Source organism: Pseudomonas sp. ACN5 (assembly GCF_002303975.1).
GTDB classification, from domain to species: Bacteria; Pseudomonadota; Gammaproteobacteria; order Pseudomonadales; family Pseudomonadaceae; genus Aquipseudomonas; species Aquipseudomonas laurylsulfatiphila.
The window spans coordinates 65936-86621 of record NZ_MRCP01000001.1 but is presented as its reverse complement, the minus strand read 5'-3'; the positions used below and the strand labels follow the sequence as shown (position 1 = coordinate 86621).

The window sequence follows — 20686 nt, the reverse complement described above, 5'->3', positions numbered from 1 at the left end:
CCCACAGGGGCTGGGGTGACTACAGGTTTCGCGGTTCAAACACAGTCAGTGTGGGAGCGGGCTTGCCCGCGAAGGCGTCGGCACTGACGCTACTGACATCCGCCAACAGCCGCATATTCAAACGCAAACCGATCCCGGTGTTCTGCGCCCAAAGCTGTCCGCCCTGACGCTGCACCGCATTCCTGGCAATGCTCAACCCCAATCCAAACCCGCCATCCCCCGGCCGCGAACCGTCGAGGCGTGTGAAGGGCAGGAAGATCCGCTCCAGATCAGCTTCTGCCACACCGCCGCCCTGATCCTCCAGCCACAGATGCCAGTATTGACCCTCGCACTGTCCGCCAAGGTGGACCACACCGCCCTCGGGCGAATGCCGAATCGCATTGCGCAGCATATTTTCCAGCGCTTGAGCCAGGGTGTTGAGATGACCGCGCACCCAGCAGGATGCATCCACCGTGCATTGCAGCCGAGTATCAGGCCATCCGCTTTCATAGCAGGCATTCTCCGTGAGCATCTCCCACAGCGCCTGGATCTGGATCGCTTCGTCGGGCAGGCGGGTGCGTTCGGTGTCCAGCCAGGCCAGCTGCAGCGTGTCTTCCACCAGGCGCTGCATGCCATCGACCTCCCGGCCGATACGTTCGCGCAATAGCTCCAGCCCCTGCTCGCTTTCACTGGCCACCCGCAAGCGGCTCAGGGGCGTGCGCAATTCGTGGGACAGGTCGCGCAGCAGTTGCTGCTGCAAGGCCACGGTACTTTGCAGGCGTTCAGACATGTGATCGAACGCCCTGCCCAGCTCACCCAGTTCATCCGAACGATTGGTGGTCCGGCTCGAGAGCCGTACGCTCAGTTGATCGGCACGCCAGGCATTGGCCTGCTCACGCAAGTGGTTGAGTGGCACCACCAGCAAACGGTAGAGCCCGACGCACAGCAGCAAAGTGAACAGCCCCGGAATCACGCCGTTGGTGATCACCCGCCAGAACACCCGGTATTGTCCAGGCAGAAAGCGTTCGGGCAACTCGATCACCAGGCTGCCGGCGGACGAGTCACCGGGAAACGGTATGCGCATCCACGGCCGGCCTTTCTTGTGGATGGGCCAATCGAGGCCGCGTAAAAAAGTCAGGCGTTCGACTTCCTTGTCCGTCAGCGACTGATTGCTCAAGGACTGCAAATCACCGTCGATGACACCGACCCAGCCTTTTTCCCGCTGATGCATGCTCTGCAGCCAGTCATCGACACCGGCGCTCTGGCGCTGCTGCCATGCCTGCTCGGCTTCGGCAGCGTAGCGCGTCAGGGTGCCGCGGGCCTCATCGGAGAGGAACTGGTTGCGCTGTTCCATGTAACGGCCCCAGGACCAACTCAACCAGATCATCAGCAGACAGAACGCGACCAATAGACAGGCCAGTTTCCAGAACAGCGAATGCCTGCCCGGCAAGTTACATTTCATCGGCGGCGCTCAGGATGTAACCCTTGCCCCAGACGGTGCGCACTTCACATTCGGTGTAGCCAATGGCCTTTAGCTTGCGGCGGATCTGGCTGATGTGCATGTCCAGGCTGCGGTCATGGGCCGCGTAACCGCGCTGCAGCACCTGCTGATAAAGGAAGGCTTTGCTCAAGACTTCGTCGGCGTTGCGGTGCAGTGTCTCCAGCAATCGGTACTCGCTGCGGGTCAGCCCGCCCGCCTGCTCGCCATAAAACACCTCGAAGCTTTCATCGTCGAAACGCAGGCTGTCCATCGAAGGGGCTGGCACTGCGGGGACCGGGCGGCGGTCGAGGGCCACCCGCCGCAGAATGGCTTCGATGCGCACCCGCAACTCCACCATGCTGAAGGGCTTTGGCAGGTAATCGTCGGCCCCCAGGCGAAAGCCGCTGATGCGGTCGGCCTCGGCACCGAGGGCTGACATCAGCAACACCGGGGTGGTATGGCTCTGGCGCAATTGGGTCAGCACCGCCAGACCGTCCAAGCCCGGCAGAAGAATATCCATCAGCACCACGTCGAAAGGTTGCCGCCGGGCCATGTCCAGGCCTTCCTGGCCGTTCTGGCACCAGGTCACCTGGAAGCCGCTGCGGTCCAGATGCTCATGAACGTAGGCGCCGAGCACAAGGTCGTCTTCGATGGACAGGATTCGGGGGAGACCGGCAGTGATGGGAGTCATGACTATCTGCAAACAATTCTCAGTTGAATGATTATTCAAGATTGCCTCGCCAGGGGCAACCCACCGCTTGGCTGTATCGCCAATGACCTGCGCGGGCCGACGAACGGCAGCCGCATTTTTACGAAGATTGCCCGCGAGCAAATCGCTACACTGCGCAAGTGCTGCACGACGGATATATGTGCAGGTCTATGAACAGCGGGATGCAGGAGAGAGGCGTGCTCAAGAAACTGGGAATCAAAGGCCGCGTGCTGTTGCTGACCCTGTTGCCAACCAGCCTGATGGCGTTGGTGCTGGGGGGGTATTTTACCTGGATGCAACAGGCTGACCTGCAAACCCAACTCATGCAGCGCGGCGAAATGATCGCCGAGCAGTTGGCTCCCCTGGCGGCGCCAGCCATGGGCCATCAGGACAACGAACTGCTCGAACGCATCGCCACCCAGGCCCTGGAACAAACTGACGTACGGGCCGTGACCTTCCTGTCTCCCGACCGCACGCTGCTGGCCCACGCCGGCCCGACCATGCTCAACCAGACGCCTTCCGGCAGCGGCATGCAGATGCTGCGCCGCAGTGGCAACGATGCGACCCGCTATCTTCTGCCGGTGTTCGGTAAACACCGCAACCTGGCCGGAGACGTGATTCCCGAGGAAGCCGACCGCCTGCTGGGCTGGGTCGAACTGGAGCTGTCTCATAACAGTATGCTGTTGCGCGGTTACCGCAGCCTGTTCGCCAGCCTGATGCTGATCGCAGCCGGACTGATCGGTGCGGCACTGCTGGCCCTGCGCATGGGTCGTACGATCAACCGGCCACTGAGCCAGATCAAGCAGGCCGTAGCCCAACTCAAGGACGGCCATCTGGAAACCCGCTTGCCGCCCCTCGGCAGCCAGGAGCTGGACGAACTGGCCTCCGGCATCAATCGCATGGCTGGCACCCTGCAAAACGCCCAGGAAGAATTGCAGCACAGCATCGACCAGGCCACCGAAGACGTGCGCCAGAACCTGGAAACCATCGAGATCCAGAACATCGAACTGGACCTGGCGCGCAAGGAAGCCCTGGAAGCGAGCCGGATCAAGTCCGAATTCCTGGCCAACATGAGTCATGAAATCCGCACGCCGCTCAACGGCATTCTCGGTTTCACCCACCTGTTGCAAAAAAGCGAGCTCACCCCACGCCAGCTCGACTACCTGGGAACCATCGAAAAATCCGCCGACAGCCTGCTGGGCATCATCAACGAGATTCTCGACTTCTCGAAAATCGAGGCCGGCAAGCTGGTGCTCGACCATATTCCGTTCAATCTGCGCGACCTGCTGCAAGACACCCTGACCATCCTCGCCCCCGCCGCCCACGCCAAGCAGCTGGAACTGGTGAGCCTGGTGTACCGGGACACGCCGCTGTCCCTGGTCGGCGACCCGCTGCGGCTCAAGCAGATCCTGACGAACCTGGTGAGCAACGCCATCAAGTTCACCCGCGAAGGCACCATCATCGCCCGCGCCATGCTCGAAGAAGAGCACGAAGACAGCGTGCAACTGCGCATCAGCATCCAGGACACCGGCATCGGTCTGTCCAACCAGGACGTGCGCGCCCTGTTCCAGGCCTTCAGCCAGGCCGACAACTCGCTGTCGCGGCAACCTGGCGGCACGGGCCTGGGCCTGGTGATTTCCAAACGCCTGATCGAACAGATGGGCGGCGAGATCGGCGTCGACAGCACCCCCGGGGAAGGCTCGGAATTCTGGATCAGCCTGAGCCTGCCGAAAGCCCGCGACGATGCCGAAGACCTGCCCGCCGCGCCCTTGCTCGGGCGTCGGGTGGCGGTCCTGGAAAACCACGAACTGGCCCGGCAGGCGTTGCAGCATCAATTGGAAGACTGTGGCCTGAGCACCACGCCGTTCAATACCCTGGAAAGCCTGACCAATGGCGTCACCGCCGCCCACCAGACCGATCAGGCGATCGACCTCGCCGTGCTCGGTATCACCAGCAACGACATGCCGCCGGAACGCCTCAACCAGCACATCTGGGACCTCGAGCATCTTGGCTGCAAAGTGCTGGTGCTGTGCCCGACCACAGAACAGACGCTGTTCCACCTTTCCGTGCCCAACCCCCACAGCCAGCTCCAGGCGAAACCGGCCTGTACCCGCAAACTGCGACGCTCCCTGTCTGACCTGGTCAGCCCGCGCCCGATGCGCAGCGAGCCGGGCGAACCGGTGTCCAGCCGTGCACCGAAGGTGCTGTGCGTCGATGACAATCCGGCCAACCTGATGCTGGTGCAGACCCTGCTCGAAGACATGGGCGCCAAGGTGCTCGCGGTGGAAAGCGGTTATGCCGCCGTCAAGGCGGTACAGAACGAGACATTCGATCTGGTATTGATGGACGTGCAGATGCCCGGCATGGACGGTCGCCAGAGCACCGAGGCAATTCGCCAGTGGGAAAGCGAACGGCATTGCACGCCGTTGCCGATCGTGGCCCTCACCGCCCACGCCATGGCCAACGAAAAACGCGCACTGTTGCAAAGTGGCATGGACGACTACCTGACCAAACCGATCAGCGAACGACAACTGGCCCAGGTGGTACTGAAGTGGAGTGGCCTGGCATTGCGCAATCACAGCCCGGAGCGCTCCGGCGACGGGCACGGCGGTGCCCATGACCTGTTGGTGCTCGACCACGAGGAAGGATTGCGCCTGGCCGCGGGCAAGGCTGATCTGGCCGCAGACATGCTGGCGATGCTGCTCGCGTCTCTGGAGGCTGACCGCGAAGCCATCCGCTTGGCTCAGCAGAGCAATGACCACAACGCCCTGATCGAACGGGTCCATCGGCTGCATGGCGCGACGCGTTATTGCGGCGTACCGCAATTGCGTGCGGCCTGCCAACGCAGCGAAACCCTGCTCAAGCAACAGGACCCGAAAGCCAGCGTGGCACTCGATGAACTCGACCGGGCGATCAATCGCCTGGCAGCTCACGCACGAATGAACGCTTGATGCAGCGCAATCGTGGGAATCAAATATCGGCGTAAGCTCACCACCTACTCTGTAGAAGCTGGCAAGCCAGCGCCTACAGGAACGAGGCAAAGAGGAAATCATGCGTACGATTCTTTTCAGCAGCCAGAACTACGACATCGACAGCTTTCTCGCGGTCGGGCAACCGGCCGGCATCGAGCTGCAATTTCAGCCTGCGCGCCTGAGCCTCGACACGGTAGCGCTCGCCCAAGGGTATGAAGCGGTCTGCGCGTTCATCAATGATGACCTCGGTGCGGCAGTGCTCGAGCGCCTGGCCGCTGGAGGCACGCGCCTGATCGCCCTGCGCTCGGCGGGTTACAACCACGTCGACTTGCCAACGGCAAAACGTCTGGGACTGGCCATCGTGCGCGTCCCGGCCTATTCGCCTCACGCCGTGGCCGAACACGCAGTGGCGCTGATCCTCGCACTCAACCGCCGCTTGCCCCGCGCCTGCAACCGCACCCGCGATGGGGATTTCAGACTGCAAGGGCTGACCGGTTTCGACCTGGTGGGCAAGACGGTCGGCGTGGTCGGCACCGGGCAGATCGGCGCCACATTCGCCAGGATCATGAACGGTTTTGGCTGCCGGTTACTGGCCTATGACCCCTACCCCAACCCGCAGGTCGAAGCCTTGGGCGCGCGCTACCTGAGCCTGCCGCAACTGCTGGCCGAATCGAAGATCATCAGCCTGCACTGCCCGCTCAACGAGCAGAGCAAGCACTTGATCAACCGTGAATCACTGGCCCACATGCAGCCGGGCGCGATGCTGATCAATACCGGGCGTGGCGGCCTGGTGGACACCCCGGCGCTGATCGACGCGTTGAAAGACGGTCGCCTCGGCTATCTGGGGCTGGATGTGTATGAGGAGGAGGCGCAACTGTTCTTCGAGGACCGTTCCGACCTGCCGTTGCAAGACGATGTGCTGGCCAGGCTGCTGACCTTTCCTAACGTGATCGTCACCGCGCACCAGGCCTTTCTGACCCACGAAGCGCTGGACGCGATTGCCACCACCACATTGCGCAACATCGCCGCCTGGGTGGCGGGCACGCCGGAAAACCTGGTCACGGGCGACTGAAACGGATCGAAGGTCATCGGCCTGCGCGATGCGGCATGCAAGCCCGTGCTAGCATATCGCGCATATTTGGAGGACCCATGGTCGAACACGATTTCCGCTACAGCCTGATGAACCCGCAACACACCCTCACCGAATGCCGCGCCCTGGTGCCGGGGCGTTATCAGGTCACCGGCAACGGTGGCTCGATTCGCAACAACGACGTGCTGGTCGTGACCCTCAAGGGCGCCAAGGACTTGTCCATGCGCCTGACCGTCGAAACGGTTCGCCACCTGATCAATCCGCCCGGCCAATGGGTCGCGGTGGCCAGCGGTCCGGTGTTCGGCGAACTGGCGATCCATACCTGGCAAGTGAACTGCGACAGCTGCGCCAAAGCGCTGAGCTTCGAGTTCGCCGTCGACGCCAAGCTAGGCAACAAGGCGGAAAAACCTGCCGCCACCGCAAGAATTGCCGAGCTGGGCTGGACTACCGTCGGCGAGAAACACCTGTGCCCGAAATGCCAGGAGCCCGCGTGATGAAACGCCTCGCTCTGAGCGCGATGGCCGGTGCCAGCCTGCTGGGCTGCGCCGCCGAGCCGGTGCAGCTTGAACACAATCGCAGCTACATCCTGGAGTGGATCGGCGAGCGGCCGCTGATGGACTACAGCCACCTGACCATCACGCTCGGTGAAGATGGCCGGGCCTACGGCAATGGCGGCTGCAACCACTGGTTCGCGCCGTACACCCTGGAGGGCGACAAACTGACCTTCGGCAAAATCGGCAGCACCCGCAAACTGTGCGCGCCGGCGCTGATGGAGCAGGAAAAACGCTTCCTGCAGGCCCTGGAAAACGTCCAGCGCTGGGATGTCTCCCCAATCGAGCAGATCCGCTTCTGGCCAGCCGAAGGCAAGCCGCTGCGTTGGTGGCTTGAGGAAGGTTGATCGCCTCCTCTTCTGCATCCTGATGAATGACTGTGGCGAGGGAGCTTGCTCCCGCTGGGCTGCAAAGCAGCCCTAAACCCAGTCACCTCATTTTGTCAGTCTCACTGTGCAGAACAGTTTTGCGACTACTTCGTAGTCGAGCGGGAGCAAGCTCCCTCGCCACAAAAGCCCGCTCACCGCAGTGAAGACATCAGTTTTTAGCCTGCAACGCCTCAAGCTTCGCCATCACCCCCGCCGCCGTCTGTTCACCCATCAACTGCTCACGCACCTTGCCCTTGTCATCGATGATGTACGTCACCGGCAATGCCTCGCTGCGCGGCAATTCGAACAATTCGGCAGGGTCCTGGGCCAACACCGTGAACTTGATCCCCAGTTTCTCGCTCGCGTCCTTCAGTTCCTGACCCTGGACGTTGTCGAAGTTAACCCCGAACACACCGATTTTCTTGTCCTTGAGTTGCTCGGCCAGGGTGTTCAATTCCGGGATTTCGGTACGGCAGGGCCCGCACCATTCTGCCCAGTAGTTGAGCACCAGCCATTTGCCGTCCAGCCGATCGGCGGCGATCTTCTGACCATTCTGGTCGATGCCATAGTCATTCCCGCAGCCCCCCAGCATCAACGCTCCGATGATCGCCAATGCTGCTGCCAGTCGCCTTGTCATGTCGTGTTCCTTGTCAAAAATTGAATGCGCCTGCGACCCATCGCCTCTCACGGTTCTGGATTGCGCGCTGCACAGTTAGAATAGCCGCCACCTTACGCAAGATGCGAACCGCTCATGACCGATCTGACGCTTTATCACAACCCGCGCTGCTCGAAATCCCGCGGTGCGCTCGAACTGCTAGAAGCCCGTGGCCTGACCCCGACCGTGGTGCGTTACCTGGACACTCCGCTGGACACCTCGCAAATCCAGCGCCTGCTGGGCAAGCTGGGGATCAGCGCGCGGCAACTGCTGCGCACCGGCGAGGACGAGTACAAGACTCTCAATCTGGCCGACAGCAGCCTGAGCGAAGCGCAATTGATTAGCGCCATCGCCGCCCACCCGAAACTGATGGAGCGACCGATTCTCGAAGTCGGTGACAAAGCCGTCATCGGTCGCCCACCGGAGCAGATCCTGGAACTGTTGCCATGAGTGCACCGTACATTCTGGTTCTGTACTACAGCCGCAGCGGCTCGACCAACGAAATGGCCCGGCAGATCGCCCGTGGCGTCGAACAGGCCGGGCTTGAGGCCCGCCTGCGCACGGTGCCGGCGATTTCCACCGAGTGCGAAGCCGTTGCGCCGCAGATTCCCGACGAAGGCGCGCTGTATGCCAGCCTCGACGACCTGAAGAACTGCGCCGGCCTGGCACTCGGCAGCCCGACCCGCTTCGGCAATATGGCCGCACCGCTCAAGTACTTCCTCGACGGCACCAGCAACCTGTGGCTGACCGGCGCCCTGGTGGGTAAACCGGCCGGCGTGTTCACCTCCACCGCGAGCCTGCACGGCGGCCAGGAGACGACCCTGCTGTCGATGATGTTGCCGTTGTTGCACCACGGCATGCTGATCACCGGCCTGCCTTACAGCGAATCGGCACTGCTGGAAACCCAGGGCGGCGGCACACCCTACGGCGCCAGCCACCACGCCGGTGCCGATGGCAAAAGCGGCCTGGATAGCCATGAAGTGGCGCTGTGCCGCGCGCTGGGCATGCGCCTGGCCAAGACTGCACAGAAACTGGAGAACTGAAATGGCCAGGAAGCCGAAGATACTCCCTGCCATTGACTGGCTCGAGCCTCGGGTGCGGGCGATGCGTGTCATCAGCCTGCTGTGCTTTTTGGGGCTGGTGGGACTGCTGTGCGTCTACTACCTGCTGATCGCCGACCTGCATGGCGCCCGGCCATGGGTGATTCTGCTGATCGAACTGGTGCCACTGCTGATACTGGCGCCGGGCATGATCATCGGCAGTCCTCGCGGGCATTCATGGATGTGCTTTGTGGTGAACCTGTATTTCATCAAGGGTGCTTTGGCCGCTTATGACCCGAACCGGCAAATCTTCGGTTTGCTGGAGATGGGCGCAAGCCTGGCGGTGTTTTGCTCGGCACTGCTGTATGTGCGCTGGCGTTATCAGTTGAACCGCAAGCTGGCGGGCGAAGGCGGGCCCTCCGCCGCCTGATCTGATGCCTTCGCGAGCAAGCCCACAGGGGAATTTGTGAACGACACAGATCCCATGTGGGAGCGGGCTTGCTCGCGAAGGGGGCGACTCGGTCTTAATGATTCACTGTGTAAGCCAGCATCATCGAAATCTGACTCATCGGCCGCCCGCCACTTTCCGCATGCCACTGGTTGAACACGTCCTGCACCAACGCCAGGTCGCGCAGGCTGCTCGGCACCTTGTCGATGATGTCCTGTGCATTCAAAGCCGCGACCACGTCGTAGCTCGGCACAAAGGTGTCCTTGCCGATCATCCGCAGGAAGCGCGGGGCTGACAGGCCACCCAACTGATGTCCGCGTTTTTTCAGGAAGGTCCAGAGCCCGACGATATCGGTCACCGGCCAGTCGGCGATCAGTTCGCCGAAGCTGCCCTTTTCATGGGCCACGTCCAGTATGAACTGCGCATTGCGCGGCACACTCTTGAGCTTGCCCAGGTGACGGATGATCCGTGTGTCCTGCATCAGCCGCTCAAGGTGCTCGGCGCTCATCAGCACGACTTTTTCCGGGTCGAACCTGAAGAACACCTCTTCGAAGGCTGGCCACTTGGCGTCCACCAGGCTGTGCTTGAGCCCGGCGCGAAATACCCGTAGCGCCATCATCGAGAGGTAGCGATCGTCGCTGATCTTGCGCAGTTGCGCGGGAGTCTTGGGAACGGGCAGATGGGCTTCCAGTTCAGCCGCCGAACCGAAGCGGTTCAGGCAGTATTCATTGAGCCACTTGTAATCGCGCATGCCCTCTCCTGAGGATTGAAACGAAAAACAAATGTGGGAGCGGGCTGGCTCGCGAAGGCGGTGCATCATTCAACATTGACGTCGACTGACACTACGCCTTCGCGAGCAAGCCCGCTCCCACAGCTTTAATCAGAGGTTGACCACGTTGACGAAGCGCGATGCGGCGCTTTCGTCGATCTTGAGGCTGGTGAAGTCAAACAGATTGCGGTCCGCCAGTTGCGACGGGATCACGTTCTGCAGACTGCGGAAAATGCTCTCGGTACGGCCCGGGGTCTTGCGTTCCCAGTCCTGCAGCATGTCCTTGACCACCTGACGCTGCAGGTTTTCCTGGGAACCACAGAGGTTGCACGGAATGATCGGGAATTGCTTGAAGTCCGAGTAGGCCTGGATGTCTTTTTCGTTGCAGTAGGCCAGCGGGCGGATCACCACGTTACGACCATCGTCGGCGCGCAGCTTCGGCGGCATGGCCTTGAGCGAACCGTTGAAGAACATGTTCAGGAAGAACGTTTCGACGATGTCGTCGCGGTGGTGACCCAGGGCCATCTTGGTCGCACCAATTTCATCGGCGAAGGTGTAGAGCGTGCCGCGACGCAGGCGCGAGCACAGCGAGCACGTGGTCTTGCCTTCCGGAATCAGCTCCTTGACCACCGAATAGGTGTCTTTCTCGACGATGTGGTACTCGATCCCCAGTTCTTTCAGGTAGGCCGGCAGCACGTGCTCCGGGAAGCCCGGCTGCTTCTGGTCCATGTTCACGGCCACGATCTCGAACTTGATCGGCGCGACCTTCTGCAAGTGCATCAGCACATCGAGCATGGTGTAGCTGTCCTTGCCACCGGACAGGCAGACCATGACCTTGTCGCCGTCTTCAATCATGTTGAAATCGGCAACCGCCTCACCGGCCTGTCGGCGAAGGCGCTTTTGCAGTTTGTTCTGGTTGACCGTGAGAGTGCCCATGACGCGAAATCCGTGAGGTGTGACGAAAGGCGGGCATTTTACGCAAATTCTTTGCACTTGTGGCGAGGGGGCAACATCTCTAGCTCACTACAGACCCTGCAGCGATTAACAACCGGGTTTACAGCGCAATTTGCTCTAAAGCCCCTACACCCTCTGGGGAAACTCCTCCCTATACTGCGACATAAGGTCGCTTACATATTTCAGACCTGTGACTTGCTTGGCCGCATTGGCCCGTAGGCGCTCCACTGGGGGGCGACGGTAAAGACAAGAGGAGTGACTGGCATGATCCATCACGTAGTGGGGCTCTTCACCCACCCTGACCAAGAATGGAAAGAAATCCGTGGCGACCAGGAGGAAAGCATCAGCCACATGTACCTGACCCATACGCTGATCCTGGCGGCCATCCCCGCCGTGTCTGCCTTCATTGGCACCACACAGGTCGGCTGGGTCATCGGCAATCGGCCTCCCGTGATGTTGACCGTAGAAAGCGCGATATGGATGACGGTCATGTCGTACCTGGCGATGCTCGGGGGTGTAGCGGTAATGGGCGCATTCATTCACTGGATGGCCCGCACCTATGACGCCAACCCAAGCCTGGCCCGCTGCATTGCGTTTGCAACCTACACCGCGACCCCCTTGTTCATCGGCGGCCTCGCGGCCTTGTACCCGCACTTGTGGCTGGGGATGATCGTCGGCACCGCAGCCATCTGCTACACGGTGTACTTGCTGTATGTGGGCTTACCGACGTTCATGAACATTCCATCTGACGAGGGCTTCCTGTTTTCAAGTTCAGTGCTCGCCGTAGGCCTGGTGGTGCTGGTCGCCATCATGGCGTTCACTGTGATTGTCTGGGGACTCGGCGTAGGGCCGGTCTACACCAATTAGCCGCCCATCACCGAAAGTCAGAAATGCCGATCAAGGCCGCCGCGAGGCGGCCTTTTCATTCTTCAGCAAGGAGAAAGTCCACGACCATTCGGCAACCTGGTGATTCGCACGGCCCGAGGGTTGCGGCATACTCGAGCGCTCTGGAGATCCATCAAGCATGCCCGAGCAACTCAATTCCCGCGTCGAAGACTGTTTCCAACTAGCCGAATCCTTTTTCAAACGACCTTTCAAGCGCCCCGTGGTGAGCCTCAAGCTGCGTGGGCAAAAAGCCGGTGTCGCGCATTTGCACGAGAATCTGCTGCGCTTCAACCCGCAGCTGTACCGGGAGAATACCGAGGATTTCCTCAAGCAGACCGTGGCCCATGAAGTCGCGCACCTGATCGCCCACCAACTGTTCGGCGACCGCATCCAGCCCCATGGCGAAGAGTGGCAATTGATCATGCGTGGCGTATACGAACTGCCACCCAACCGCTGCCACACCTATGACGTCAAACGCCGCAGCGTGACCCGTTACATCTACAAATGCCCGTGCGCCGACAGCGACTTCCCGTTCTCGGCCCAGCGCCACAGCCTGGTGCGGCAAGGACGGCGGTATCTGTGCCGGCGGTGTCGCAACACCTTGGTGTTCAGTGGGGAGATGCGGGTCGAGTAGCGAGATTTGCGGTGGCTGTACTGGCCTCTTCGCGAGCAAGCCCGCTCCCACACTCGATCTAAGCCATACCGGAGGTCCCCTGTGGGAGCGGGCTTGCCCGCGAAGAGGCCAGTACAAACACTAAAGAATCACTTTGCTACTCCGCAGCTCTTCAATTCGCTCAACGCTAAACCCCAACTCCCCCAACACCTGATCGGTATGCTGCCCCAGCGCCGCGCCGATATGCTTCGGCTCAGGCAACCCTTGCGAAAATTTCAACGGGCACGCCATCTGCGCCTGGGTTGAGCCATCGCCCCGCGGCACATCGGTCACCAACTCCCGCGCCTGCAACTGCGGATGACACAGCGCCTCTCCCAGGCTCAACACCGGTTCGACGCACGCATCCAGTTCCGCGAACAGCGCACGCAACTCGGCAAAATCATGCTTTTCGAATTCGACCTTCAGCGCGTCTTTCAGCTTTTTCTGATGCGCCGGTTGCGGTGACAGGCCCAGCTCAGCCAGTTCCTCCAGCCCCAACGCCGTGCACAACTGCTTCATGAACACCGGCTCCAGACTGCCCACCGACAGCCAGCGCCCATCCCGGGTGCGGTAATAATCGTAAAAGCTGCCACCATTGAGCACCTGGTTTTCCGGCCCCGGCTCGACACCACAAGCCAGGTATCCGGCACCCGCCAACGCATTCAGGCTGAACGCGCAGTCGGTCATGCTGACATCCAGGTGCTGGCCCTGACCGGTTTGCTGCCGGGCGATGACCGCCGCCAGCAAGCCAATCACCCCGTGCAGCGAACCACCGGCGACATCCGCCACCTGCATGCCCAACGGCAGTGGCCCACTGTCGGTTCGGCCGGTGTAACTCGCCAGCCCGGACAAGGCCAGATAGTTGATATCGTGGCCGGCGCGGTCCTTGTAGGGGCCGGTCTGGCCGTAGCCGGTGATCGACACATAAATCAGTTTTGGGTTGATCGCCTTCAGGGCCTCATACCCCAGCCCCAGTCGCTCCATGACACCGGGGCGGAATTGCTCCAGCACGATGTCGTAGTCCTGCAACAGCTGCTTGATGACATCCAGCGCCTCAGGCTGTTTGAGATCCAAGGCCAGGCTGCGCTTGTTGCGGTTGAGGTAGGCATGACTGGCCGACACCCCTTGATCGTGGGGCGGCAACACCCGCAGCAGATCCATGCGGGTCGGTGATTCGATGCGCAGCACTTCGGCGCCCATGTCCGCCAGTAGCAACGAGGCGAACGGCCCCGGCAGCAGTGTCGAGAAATCCAGAACCTTGAGTGATGCCAATGGACCAAGCATGAACGTTCTCCTCTAACGATGCCTCCAGCCTAGGCAGCCGATCACTTTGCAGCAATCACCTTATGCGCCACGTGCAGTGACCGTTACGCTCAAACGCCAGACATGAAAAAACCCGCCGAAGCGGGTTTTTCATCAGGACAAGGCTTACCTGGCGCTAGCCGGGGCTACCTCTTCGACGTGGCCCAAAACATCGTCTTTAGGCTCGTCGGCAATGCCGCGCCCGCCCGAAGCCAGTTCGGCTTGCAGCACGTCAGTGTCCAGTTCCTTGACCCACTTGGCCACAACGATGGTCGCCACGGCGTTACCGATCAGGTTGGTCAGGGCACGTGCTTCGGACATGAAACGGTCGATACCGAGGATCAGCGCCAGGCCGGCAACCGGCAGGTGGCCGACGGCGGACAGCGTTGCAGCCAGTACGATGAAACCGCTACCGGTCACACCCGCAGCGCCTTTGGAAGACAGCAGCAACACCACCAGCAGGGTGATCTGGTGCGTGATGTCCATGGGCGTATCGGTGGCCTGGGCAATGAACACCGCGGCCATGGTCAGGTAGATCGCAGTACCGTCGAGGTTGAACGAGTAACCGGTCGGGATCACCAGGCCTACTACGGATTTTTGCGCGCCCAGACGCTCCATCTTGATCAGCATGCGTGGCAGCACCGATTCCGAAGAAGAAGTACCGAGCACGATCAGCAGCTCCTCACGGATGTAACGGATCATTTTCAACACGCTGAAACCGTGCATGCGGGCGATGGAGCCCAGCACGATCAGGATGAACAGCAGGCAAGTGATGTAGAAGCACGCCATCAGTTGACCCAGTTGCACCAGCGAACCAACACCGTAGGCACCGATAGTGAACGCCATGGCACCAAAGGCACCGATGGGCGCGAGCTTCATGATCATGTTGATGATGTTGAACATCACGTGGGCGAAGCGATCGATGAAGTCCAGCAGCGGCTTGCCGTAGGCACCCAGGCGATGCAGGGCGAAACCGAAGATCACCGAGAACATCAGCACTTGCAGGATGTCGCCGGTGGCGAAGGCGCCGACGATGGTGCTAGGGATCACGTTCAGCAGGAAGCCGACGACGCTTTGGTCGGCACCGGCCGCCACATAAGCGGCAACCTTGGAGGCATCGAGGGTGGCGACGTCGATATGCATGCCATTACCTGGCTGCACGATGTTGACCACGACCAGACCGACCAGCAAGGCAATGGTCGACACGATTTCGAAGTACAGCAGCGCATAACCACCGGTCTTGCCGACGGACTTCATGTTCTGCATGCCGGCGATGCCGCTGACAACGGTACAGAAGATGATCGGGGCGATGATCATTTTGATCAGCTTGATGAACCCGTCGCCCAGTGGCTTAACGGCCACACCGAGCTGTGGATAGTAGTGACCGAGGGCGATACCGATGACAATTGCAACGATCACCTGGAAATACAGGGATTTGTACAGTGGCTGACGAGTCGTCATTGCAAAGTTCCTCAAGGGTGCCCGGTGACAACATCCATCTGTTGCCCGCAACACCGCAATTGCGAACCCTCCTGCACTGGAGGGATTTGTTTTTTCGAGCTGCGCAACGGCAGGCCTCTGGACGTTGTATCGCAAGGCCCGTGCCACCTTCCGTAAAATCCCTGCATGCCTTTTGATATCAGGGTCGCAGCAAACTCCCTGTCACCGAACGGTTAGATGCATGTGGCGGATTTCCGCCCTTCCACTAAAAGTCGTCCTGCAATTTGGCGGATATCCGCCCTGTTCATGCCCGCAGTGCGCAGCTACCATCCGTCGTTCAACGGTCAGGCCTGCTGCCATGCGCGAACGCACCATCGCCAGTCATTTCGCCCTCGCCGCCCTCGGTGGTGCGCGTCGGCACGGCTACGATTACTCGGGCCTGCTACAACAACTGGGGATCAGCCCCGAGTTGCTTGATGAACCCCGGGCGCGCATCGCTCCAGAGCAATTCACCCAACTGATTCAGGCCTTATGGCTGGCACTGGACGACGAGTACCTGGGGTTCGGGCAAGCCCCGAGCAGACCGGGCAGTTTCGCGATGATGTGCCATGCCGTGATCCACTGCCGCAGCCTGGATAAGGCACTCAATCGCGGCTTATTGTTTTACAGCCTATTCCCCGGGGCTCCACGCTTGACCCTGACTCACGAGGACGAATGGGTCCGCCTGAGCCTGGACGACTCGCAGTTTTGGGACCCGGACCACTTTCTGACCGAAGCTCTGCTGGTGATCTGGCACCGTTTCGGCAGCTGGCTGATCGGCCAGCGCATTCGCCTGGAGCAGGCCAGGTTCAGCTACTCCCGACCGGAACACGGCGCCGAGTACGACCTGCTGTTTTCCTGCCCGCTTGAGTTTTCCAGCCCCCAGAGCAGCCTGTTGTTTCACAGCCGCTACCTGGCCATGCCGCTGTTGCAGGATGAGCGCACCCTCAAGCATTTCCTCGAGCGCTCCCCCGCCGACCTGCTCTCGCGCCCGGATGATGGCGACAGTTTGAGCAGCCGCTTGCGGCGCTTGCTCAGCCGCGACAGTTCACGCTGGCCCGACCTGGAAGCCGTGGCCGCGCACTTGCACATCAGCCCGCAAACCTTGCGCCGGCATTTGCGGGAAGAGGGTTCGAGCTTTCAGGAACTGAAGGACCAGTTGCGCCGGGACATCGCGATTTACCACCTGAGCCGCGCTGACCTGTCGTTGCAACAGATCGCCGAGCAACTGGGGTTTTCCGAACCGTCGGCGTTTCACCGGGCGTTCAAGAAGTGGACCGGGCTGACACCGGGGGCTTATCGGGCGCAGGAACACTGAATTTCAAGGCCGATTTTTTTGCTGTCTTCACTGGCCTCTTCGCGAGCAAGCCCGCTCCCACATTTGGCCCTGTTCCGGCAGAGGGAACGCGGTCGAAGGTGGGAGCGGGCTTGCTCGCGAAGAGGCCAGTAGAAGCACTATCAGACTCCGGTCAAACCACCGGAAAGTGAATCCGGAACGCCGCCCCGCCCATCGGTGAATCCCCCAGGGTCAGCTGGGCGCTGTAGCTCTCGATGATGTCCTTGACCACTGCCAGACCGATGCCCTGCCCCGGATGCTGACGATCCAGCCGCTCGCCGCGCTCGAGAATCCGTGCGCGCTGATCCAGCGGTACGCCGGGGCCGTCGTCCTCGACACACAACTCGGTGCCGCTGAGGGTTTCACGCACGCTGATGCGTATTTCGCCGAGGCACAGGCGATAGGCGTTTTCCAGCAAGTTACCCATCATTTCCAATAAAGCACCCTGCTCGATCGGTACATGGCACGGGTCGGGCAGGTCGAACGCAACGTGCACGCGCTTGTCGCGATAGACCTTGTCCAGCGTGTCGCACAGACTTTTCAGCACCGGGTGCAAGTGCACCTGATGACGTACCAGACCGCTCTTGCGCAGACTGGCGCGCTGCAACTGGTAACTGATCTGCTGGCTCATGCGCTCGATCTGGGTTTGCAGCACCCAGGCCTGATCGCGATCCTCGGGACGCTGGGCCATGTCTTCACTGACGCCCTGCAACACCGCCAGGGGCGTTTTCAGGCTATGGGCCAAGTCGTCGAGGGAATCACGGTAGCGACTGCGCTGCTCACGTTCACTGTGCAGCAAGCGGTTGAGGGAACCGGTCAGGCGCAGCAATTCCCTGGGATGTTCCTCGCTGAGGCTTTCGCGGGTGCCACCTTCGATCTGGTCCAGCTCCTGGCTCAAGCGCCGCAATGCCTGCAAACCCCAAGTCAGGCCGATCCACAACAACGCCAACAGCACCAGCAGAGCCGCACCAAAACCCAGATAGAGGTTTTCCCGCAGGCCCTCGAGGGTTAGTTCGTACTCGCGAACCGGCTGCAACGCCACGATGCTGAAGGCTGCACTTTTGCCGCCAAGCAACTTGACCTCGACGTCATAGACGAAGAACTCCTGGCCGTTGGCTTCGCGGATGCGCGCAAACTCGTTACCACGTCCGTCATAGCGTGGCTTGTAATTGATGCGCTCTTCCCGGGTCGCCTTTGAGCGCCAGACCAGACGCCCTTCACGGTCATAGATATAGCCAAGCAGTCGGCTATCGGTGAGGTTGAAGCGTTCGTCGGGCAATTGCGCCGGCATCTGCAGGCTGTTGTTCTCCACCCGGGCGGCGGAGATCAACGTAGTCACGTCCGATGCCAGACGCTGCTCGATGGAGTCCTGCAACGCCAGGCTGAAGGCACCCTGCATCGCCGGCAGCAACGCCAGCATGAACAACACCGCCAACAGCGTGGCGGCGAGCATCAAGCGAATGCGCAGCGAACGGATCAAGTGCAACGCTCATTGAACAGGTAACCCAGGCCGCGCACGGTATCGATCGGCTTGAATCCGCCCGGTCCCTCCAGTTTTCGGCGCAGACGGCCGACCAGCACCTCGATCACATTCGGATCACGCTCGTCGTCATCCGGGTAGAGCTGTTCCATCAAGCGGTCCTTGGGCACCACTTGCTGATGGTGGCGCATCAGGTATTCGAGAATGCGGTACTCATACGCGGTCAGTGCCAGCGGCTGCTCGTCGAGGGACGCCTGCTTGCGGTTGAGATCCAACAGCAAGGGACCGGCGACTATGGTCGACTGGGTGAAACCGCTGGAGCGGCGCAGCAAGGCATTCAGGCGAGCTTCCAGCTCTTCGAACTGAAACGGCTTGACCACGTAATCGTCGGCGCCGGCGGCCAGGCCTTCAACCTTGTCCTGCCAGTTGCCACGCGCGGTGAGGATCAGGATCGGGAAGACCTTGCCACTTGAACGCAACTGGCGGATCAGGTCGAGCCCGCTCATGCCCGGCAGACCGAGGTCGATCACCGCCAGGTCAAAGTTGAATTGCGCGGTCTGGTACAGCGCCTCCTCGGCGTTGGCCACGGACTCGACCACATGGCCGCTCTCCGTCAGGCGGGTTTGCAGGTGATGACGCAGCAACGCTTCATCTTCGACAACCAGCAGTTTCATAACGCTCTCCCGGGCAAATCAACATCTCCAGAGGCACAACGTCGCACCTCAATGGCTAACAGGGCAACGCCGGATCAGTCACTCGGGCTGATCCGGCGCAGGCCGTTCACGAAACGCTTGTCAGAAAGCGTAGTTGGCGGACAGGTAAGTCTGGGCGCTGCTGGTCAGGTCCAGCGAACCCTGCTTGCTGCCACCGCGCTCACTCATCTCGGTGCTGGCGTTGCTGCGCAGGTAACGGTAACCCAGTTCAACCGAGGTGTTCTGCGAAACCTGTTGCAGCACACCCACCTGGCCACCGACGGCATAGCCAATATTGCTGTCGCGACTGAAGCCTGGCGACTCCTGGGTCATTTTGGTCAGGCCCGCCGTGGCGCCGCCGAACAATTTGGTGCTGCCGCCCACCGGGTAGAACAGATCGTAGCTGCCCAGGAGGTTTTCCTGACGCAGTTTAATGCCGTTGTGCGAGCCCGACACGTTGTCATAAGTGGCGTAGTAACGGCCCTGGCTGTTCTGCTGGCCCAGACGAACACCCCAGGTGGTGTCCTTGCCGATCACACCATCGGCGTTCGGGTGATTGAGGTTGTCGTTCAGGGCGTGGGATTTTTTGATCTTGTCGCTGGTCTGCCCAAGAGTAAGGCTGGCGAAGTTGTCGTCGGAGGCGAAGGCTGCGGTGCTTGCGCTCAGAACCGTGAATGCCAGAAGCAGTTTTTTGAATGCAGTCATTGCGAGTTACCTCATGTTCCGTTGTTTTTTGGGTACGGGGCAAGGTTACGCACCGCGCCCTGAACTCCCCCTGAACGCACTCTGAACCTGAGCTGAACCGCCCTTTCCCGAATGTTTCGACACGTTTCAACAGGAGACCCGACCCTGCGCATGTTCTTCGCTGCCCTTCTGCTGGCCTTGAGCGGGCTCAGCCAGGCTGCCATCCCAGCGCAAGGTTCCAGGCCGGGCTCGAACTACTGAAAAGACAACCGCAGACCGATCCACATAAAATCGCCGCCATCTGCTACTACCCAGTCCCAAGCCAACCCGGCAAAATGCCTGACATGAATTCAACCCCCGCCCTGCCCGTCTGCTGCACCCCCCTCGATGACCACTGGCCGCTGCCGTTGGTGCTGCCCGATACGGTCCTGCTGAGCACTCACTTCGATAGCGCCCGACTGGCCAGCGATGACTTTCAGCGCAGTGCAGTGGAAGTACCGGCGAGCATTCAGCGCTCTGTCGCCAAGCGGCAGGCGGAGTTTCTCGCCGGGCGGGTGTGTGCCCGGGCCGCGTTACAGCGTCTGGAAGGTTTGAGCGTCATTCCGGCCATTGGTGAAGACCGGGCACCGGTCTGGCCTGCTCATATCACGGGTTCGATCACCCATAGCACGGGCCGGGCCGCGGCGATTGTCGCGAACAAAAGCCATTGGCGCGGCCTGGGCATGGACCTGGAAAACCTGCTCAATGTCGAGCGCGCCGAACGCCTGGCCGGGGAAATCCTCAACCCGCCGGAGCTACAGCGCATGGCGCTCGGTCCTCGCGAGCAACGGGCGTTGCTGGTGACCCTGACGTTCTCGGTCAAGGAAAGCCTGTTCAAGGCACTCTATCCGATCGTTCAGCAACGGTTTTATTTCGAACACGCCGAAGTGCTGGAGTGGCGTGAGTCGGGTGAGGTGCGGTTGCGACTGCTCACGGATTTGTCCCGCGAATGGCGCAACGGCACCGAGCTGGATGCTCAGTTCGGGGTCAAGGATGGGCAGTTGTTGAGTCTGGTCAGTATCAAGGCCTGAGAGTTTTCGGTGCTTGGTATGGCCCCTTCGCGGGCAAGCCCGCTCCCACAGTTGACTTGTGTACGACACAAAACCTGTGGGAGCGGGCTTG

Annotated in this window: 21 protein-coding genes and 1 pseudogene; 12 read left to right on the top strand and 10 right to left on the bottom strand. The window is 60.9% G+C overall.

All coding sequences use genetic code 11. The annotated features are described in order from the left end of the window. Positions 1-19 precede the first annotated feature (19 nt). Entirely contained in the window at positions 20-1441 is a 1422-nt protein-coding gene (locus BSF40_RS00410) for a sensor histidine kinase (RefSeq protein WP_095963701.1), read from the bottom strand. Next, positions 1431-2150 carry a response regulator transcription factor gene (locus BSF40_RS00405; protein WP_095963700.1) on the bottom strand — a complete coding sequence of 240 codons (720 nt, stop codon included), beginning with the start codon at positions 2148-2150 and terminating at the stop codon, positions 1431-1433. The genes BSF40_RS00410 and BSF40_RS00405 overlap by 11 nt, the downstream gene beginning before the upstream one ends. Positions 2151-2365: 215 nt before the next feature. Here BSF40_RS00405 and BSF40_RS00400 point away from each other — a divergent pair, with 215 nt between their 5' ends. The 4 genes from BSF40_RS00400 to BSF40_RS00385 all read left to right on the top strand — a co-directional run bounded on the left by BSF40_RS00400 (position 2366) and on the right by BSF40_RS00385 (position 7128). Next, a complete protein-coding gene (locus tag BSF40_RS00400; protein ID WP_095963699.1) occupies positions 2366-5119 on the top strand; it encodes a response regulator in 2754 nt (917 codons plus the stop codon). A gap of 100 nt (positions 5120-5219) precedes the next feature. Next, complete coding sequence (locus BSF40_RS00395; RefSeq protein WP_095963698.1) at positions 5220-6212, top strand: 2-hydroxyacid dehydrogenase; 993 nt, start codon at positions 5220-5222, stop codon at positions 6210-6212. Between the two features lie 77 nt (positions 6213-6289). Further along, positions 6290-6724, top strand: a complete 435-nt coding sequence (locus tag BSF40_RS00390; protein ID WP_015096451.1) for a hypothetical protein — start codon at positions 6290-6292, stop codon at positions 6722-6724. Next, a complete protein-coding gene (locus tag BSF40_RS00385; RefSeq protein WP_095963697.1) occupies positions 6724-7128 on the top strand; it encodes an META domain-containing protein in 405 nt (134 codons plus the stop codon). Before BSF40_RS00390 ends, BSF40_RS00385 begins: the two co-directional genes overlap by 1 nt. Before the next feature lie 190 nt (positions 7129-7318). Here BSF40_RS00385 and BSF40_RS00380 read toward each other — a convergent pair whose 3' ends face one another. Beyond that, positions 7319-7786 carry a TlpA disulfide reductase family protein gene (locus tag BSF40_RS00380; RefSeq protein WP_095963696.1) on the bottom strand — a complete coding sequence of 156 codons (468 nt, stop codon included), beginning with the start codon at positions 7784-7786 and terminating at the stop codon, positions 7319-7321. 114 nt (positions 7787-7900) lie between these two features. Here BSF40_RS00380 and arsC point away from each other — a divergent pair, with 114 nt between their 5' ends. The 3 genes from arsC to BSF40_RS00365 are packed head-to-tail and all read left to right on the top strand — an operon-like array spanning position 7901 to position 9274. Then, positions 7901-8254 (top strand): arsenate reductase (glutaredoxin), encoded by a 354-nt coding sequence (gene arsC / locus BSF40_RS00375; protein ID WP_095963695.1) that lies wholly within the window; start codon positions 7901-7903, stop codon positions 8252-8254. Then, positions 8251-8847: an NAD(P)H:quinone oxidoreductase gene (gene wrbA / locus BSF40_RS00370; protein WP_095963694.1), complete on the top strand. Its 597-nt coding sequence runs from the start codon at positions 8251-8253 to the stop codon at positions 8845-8847. The genes arsC and wrbA overlap by 4 nt, the downstream gene beginning before the upstream one ends. Position 8848: 1 nt before the next feature. Then, positions 8849-9274 carry a DUF2069 domain-containing protein gene (locus tag BSF40_RS00365; protein WP_095963693.1) on the top strand — a complete coding sequence of 142 codons (426 nt, stop codon included), beginning with the start codon at positions 8849-8851 and terminating at the stop codon, positions 9272-9274. Between the two features lie 94 nt (positions 9275-9368). Here BSF40_RS00365 and BSF40_RS00360 read toward each other — a convergent pair whose 3' ends face one another. Continuing rightward, positions 9369-10043 carry a DNA-3-methyladenine glycosylase I gene (locus tag BSF40_RS00360; RefSeq protein WP_095963692.1) on the bottom strand — a complete coding sequence of 225 codons (675 nt, stop codon included), beginning with the start codon at positions 10041-10043 and terminating at the stop codon, positions 9369-9371. 129 nt (positions 10044-10172) lie between these two features. Then, positions 10173-10997: a tRNA 2-thiocytidine(32) synthetase TtcA gene (gene ttcA / locus BSF40_RS00350; RefSeq protein WP_095963691.1), complete on the bottom strand. Its 825-nt coding sequence runs from the start codon at positions 10995-10997 to the stop codon at positions 10173-10175. A gap of 282 nt (positions 10998-11279) precedes the next feature. On the opposite strand from ttcA, the gene BSF40_RS00345 reads away from it, so the two are divergent. Together BSF40_RS00345 and BSF40_RS00340 are read left to right on the top strand one after the other, a co-directional pair. Further along, positions 11280-11882: a Yip1 family protein gene (locus BSF40_RS00345; RefSeq protein ID WP_015096459.1), complete on the top strand. Its 603-nt coding sequence runs from the start codon at positions 11280-11282 to the stop codon at positions 11880-11882. 157 nt (positions 11883-12039) lie between these two features. After that, the gene (locus tag BSF40_RS00340; protein ID WP_007980095.1) at positions 12040-12534 is read left to right on the top strand and encodes a SprT family zinc-dependent metalloprotease; all 495 of its coding nucleotides are present in this window, start codon (positions 12040-12042) and stop codon (positions 12532-12534) included. 120 nt (positions 12535-12654) lie between these two features. Here BSF40_RS00340 and BSF40_RS00335 read toward each other — a convergent pair whose 3' ends face one another. Together BSF40_RS00335 and BSF40_RS00330 are read right to left on the bottom strand one after the other, a co-directional pair. After that, entirely contained in the window at positions 12655-13836 is a 1182-nt protein-coding gene (locus tag BSF40_RS00335) for a CaiB/BaiF CoA-transferase family protein (protein WP_095963690.1), read from the bottom strand. Between the two features lie 144 nt (positions 13837-13980). Then, positions 13981-15315, bottom strand: coding sequence for a dicarboxylate/amino acid:cation symporter (locus tag BSF40_RS00330; RefSeq protein WP_095963689.1), 1335 nt, complete (start codon positions 15313-15315; stop codon positions 13981-13983). 337 nt (positions 15316-15652) lie between these two features. Here BSF40_RS00330 and BSF40_RS00325 point away from each other — a divergent pair, with 337 nt between their 5' ends. Further along, positions 15653-16651: an AraC family transcriptional regulator gene (locus tag BSF40_RS00325; protein ID WP_095963688.1), complete on the top strand. Its 999-nt coding sequence runs from the start codon at positions 15653-15655 to the stop codon at positions 16649-16651. Positions 16652-16802: 151 nt separating this feature from the next. Here BSF40_RS00325 and BSF40_RS00320 read toward each other — a convergent pair whose 3' ends face one another. The 3 genes from BSF40_RS00320 to BSF40_RS00310 all read right to left on the bottom strand — a co-directional run bounded on the left by BSF40_RS00320 (position 16803) and on the right by BSF40_RS00310 (position 19546). Further along, positions 16803-18149: an ATP-binding protein gene (locus BSF40_RS00320; protein WP_095963687.1), complete on the bottom strand. Its 1347-nt coding sequence runs from the start codon at positions 18147-18149 to the stop codon at positions 16803-16805. Beyond that, on the bottom strand, positions 18146-18823 hold the full coding sequence (locus BSF40_RS00315) for a response regulator transcription factor (RefSeq protein WP_095963686.1): 678 nt from the start codon (positions 18821-18823) through the stop codon (positions 18146-18148). The genes BSF40_RS00320 and BSF40_RS00315 overlap by 4 nt, the downstream gene beginning before the upstream one ends. 120 nt (positions 18824-18943) lie before the next feature. Then, a complete protein-coding gene (locus tag BSF40_RS00310; RefSeq protein ID WP_095963685.1) occupies positions 18944-19546 on the bottom strand; it encodes a hypothetical protein in 603 nt (200 codons plus the stop codon). A gap of 209 nt (positions 19547-19755) precedes the next feature. On the opposite strand from BSF40_RS00310, the pseudogene BSF40_RS32890 reads away from it, so the two are divergent. Both BSF40_RS32890 and BSF40_RS00305 read left to right on the top strand, forming a co-directional pair. Continuing rightward, a pseudogene (locus tag BSF40_RS32890) lies at positions 19756-19833 on the top strand (hypothetical protein); the annotation flags it as partial. A gap of 36 nt (positions 19834-19869) precedes the next feature. Continuing rightward, the gene (locus tag BSF40_RS00305; protein WP_218195145.1) at positions 19870-20595 is read left to right on the top strand and encodes a 4'-phosphopantetheinyl transferase; all 726 of its coding nucleotides are present in this window, start codon (positions 19870-19872) and stop codon (positions 20593-20595) included. Positions 20596-20686 lie beyond the last annotated feature (91 nt).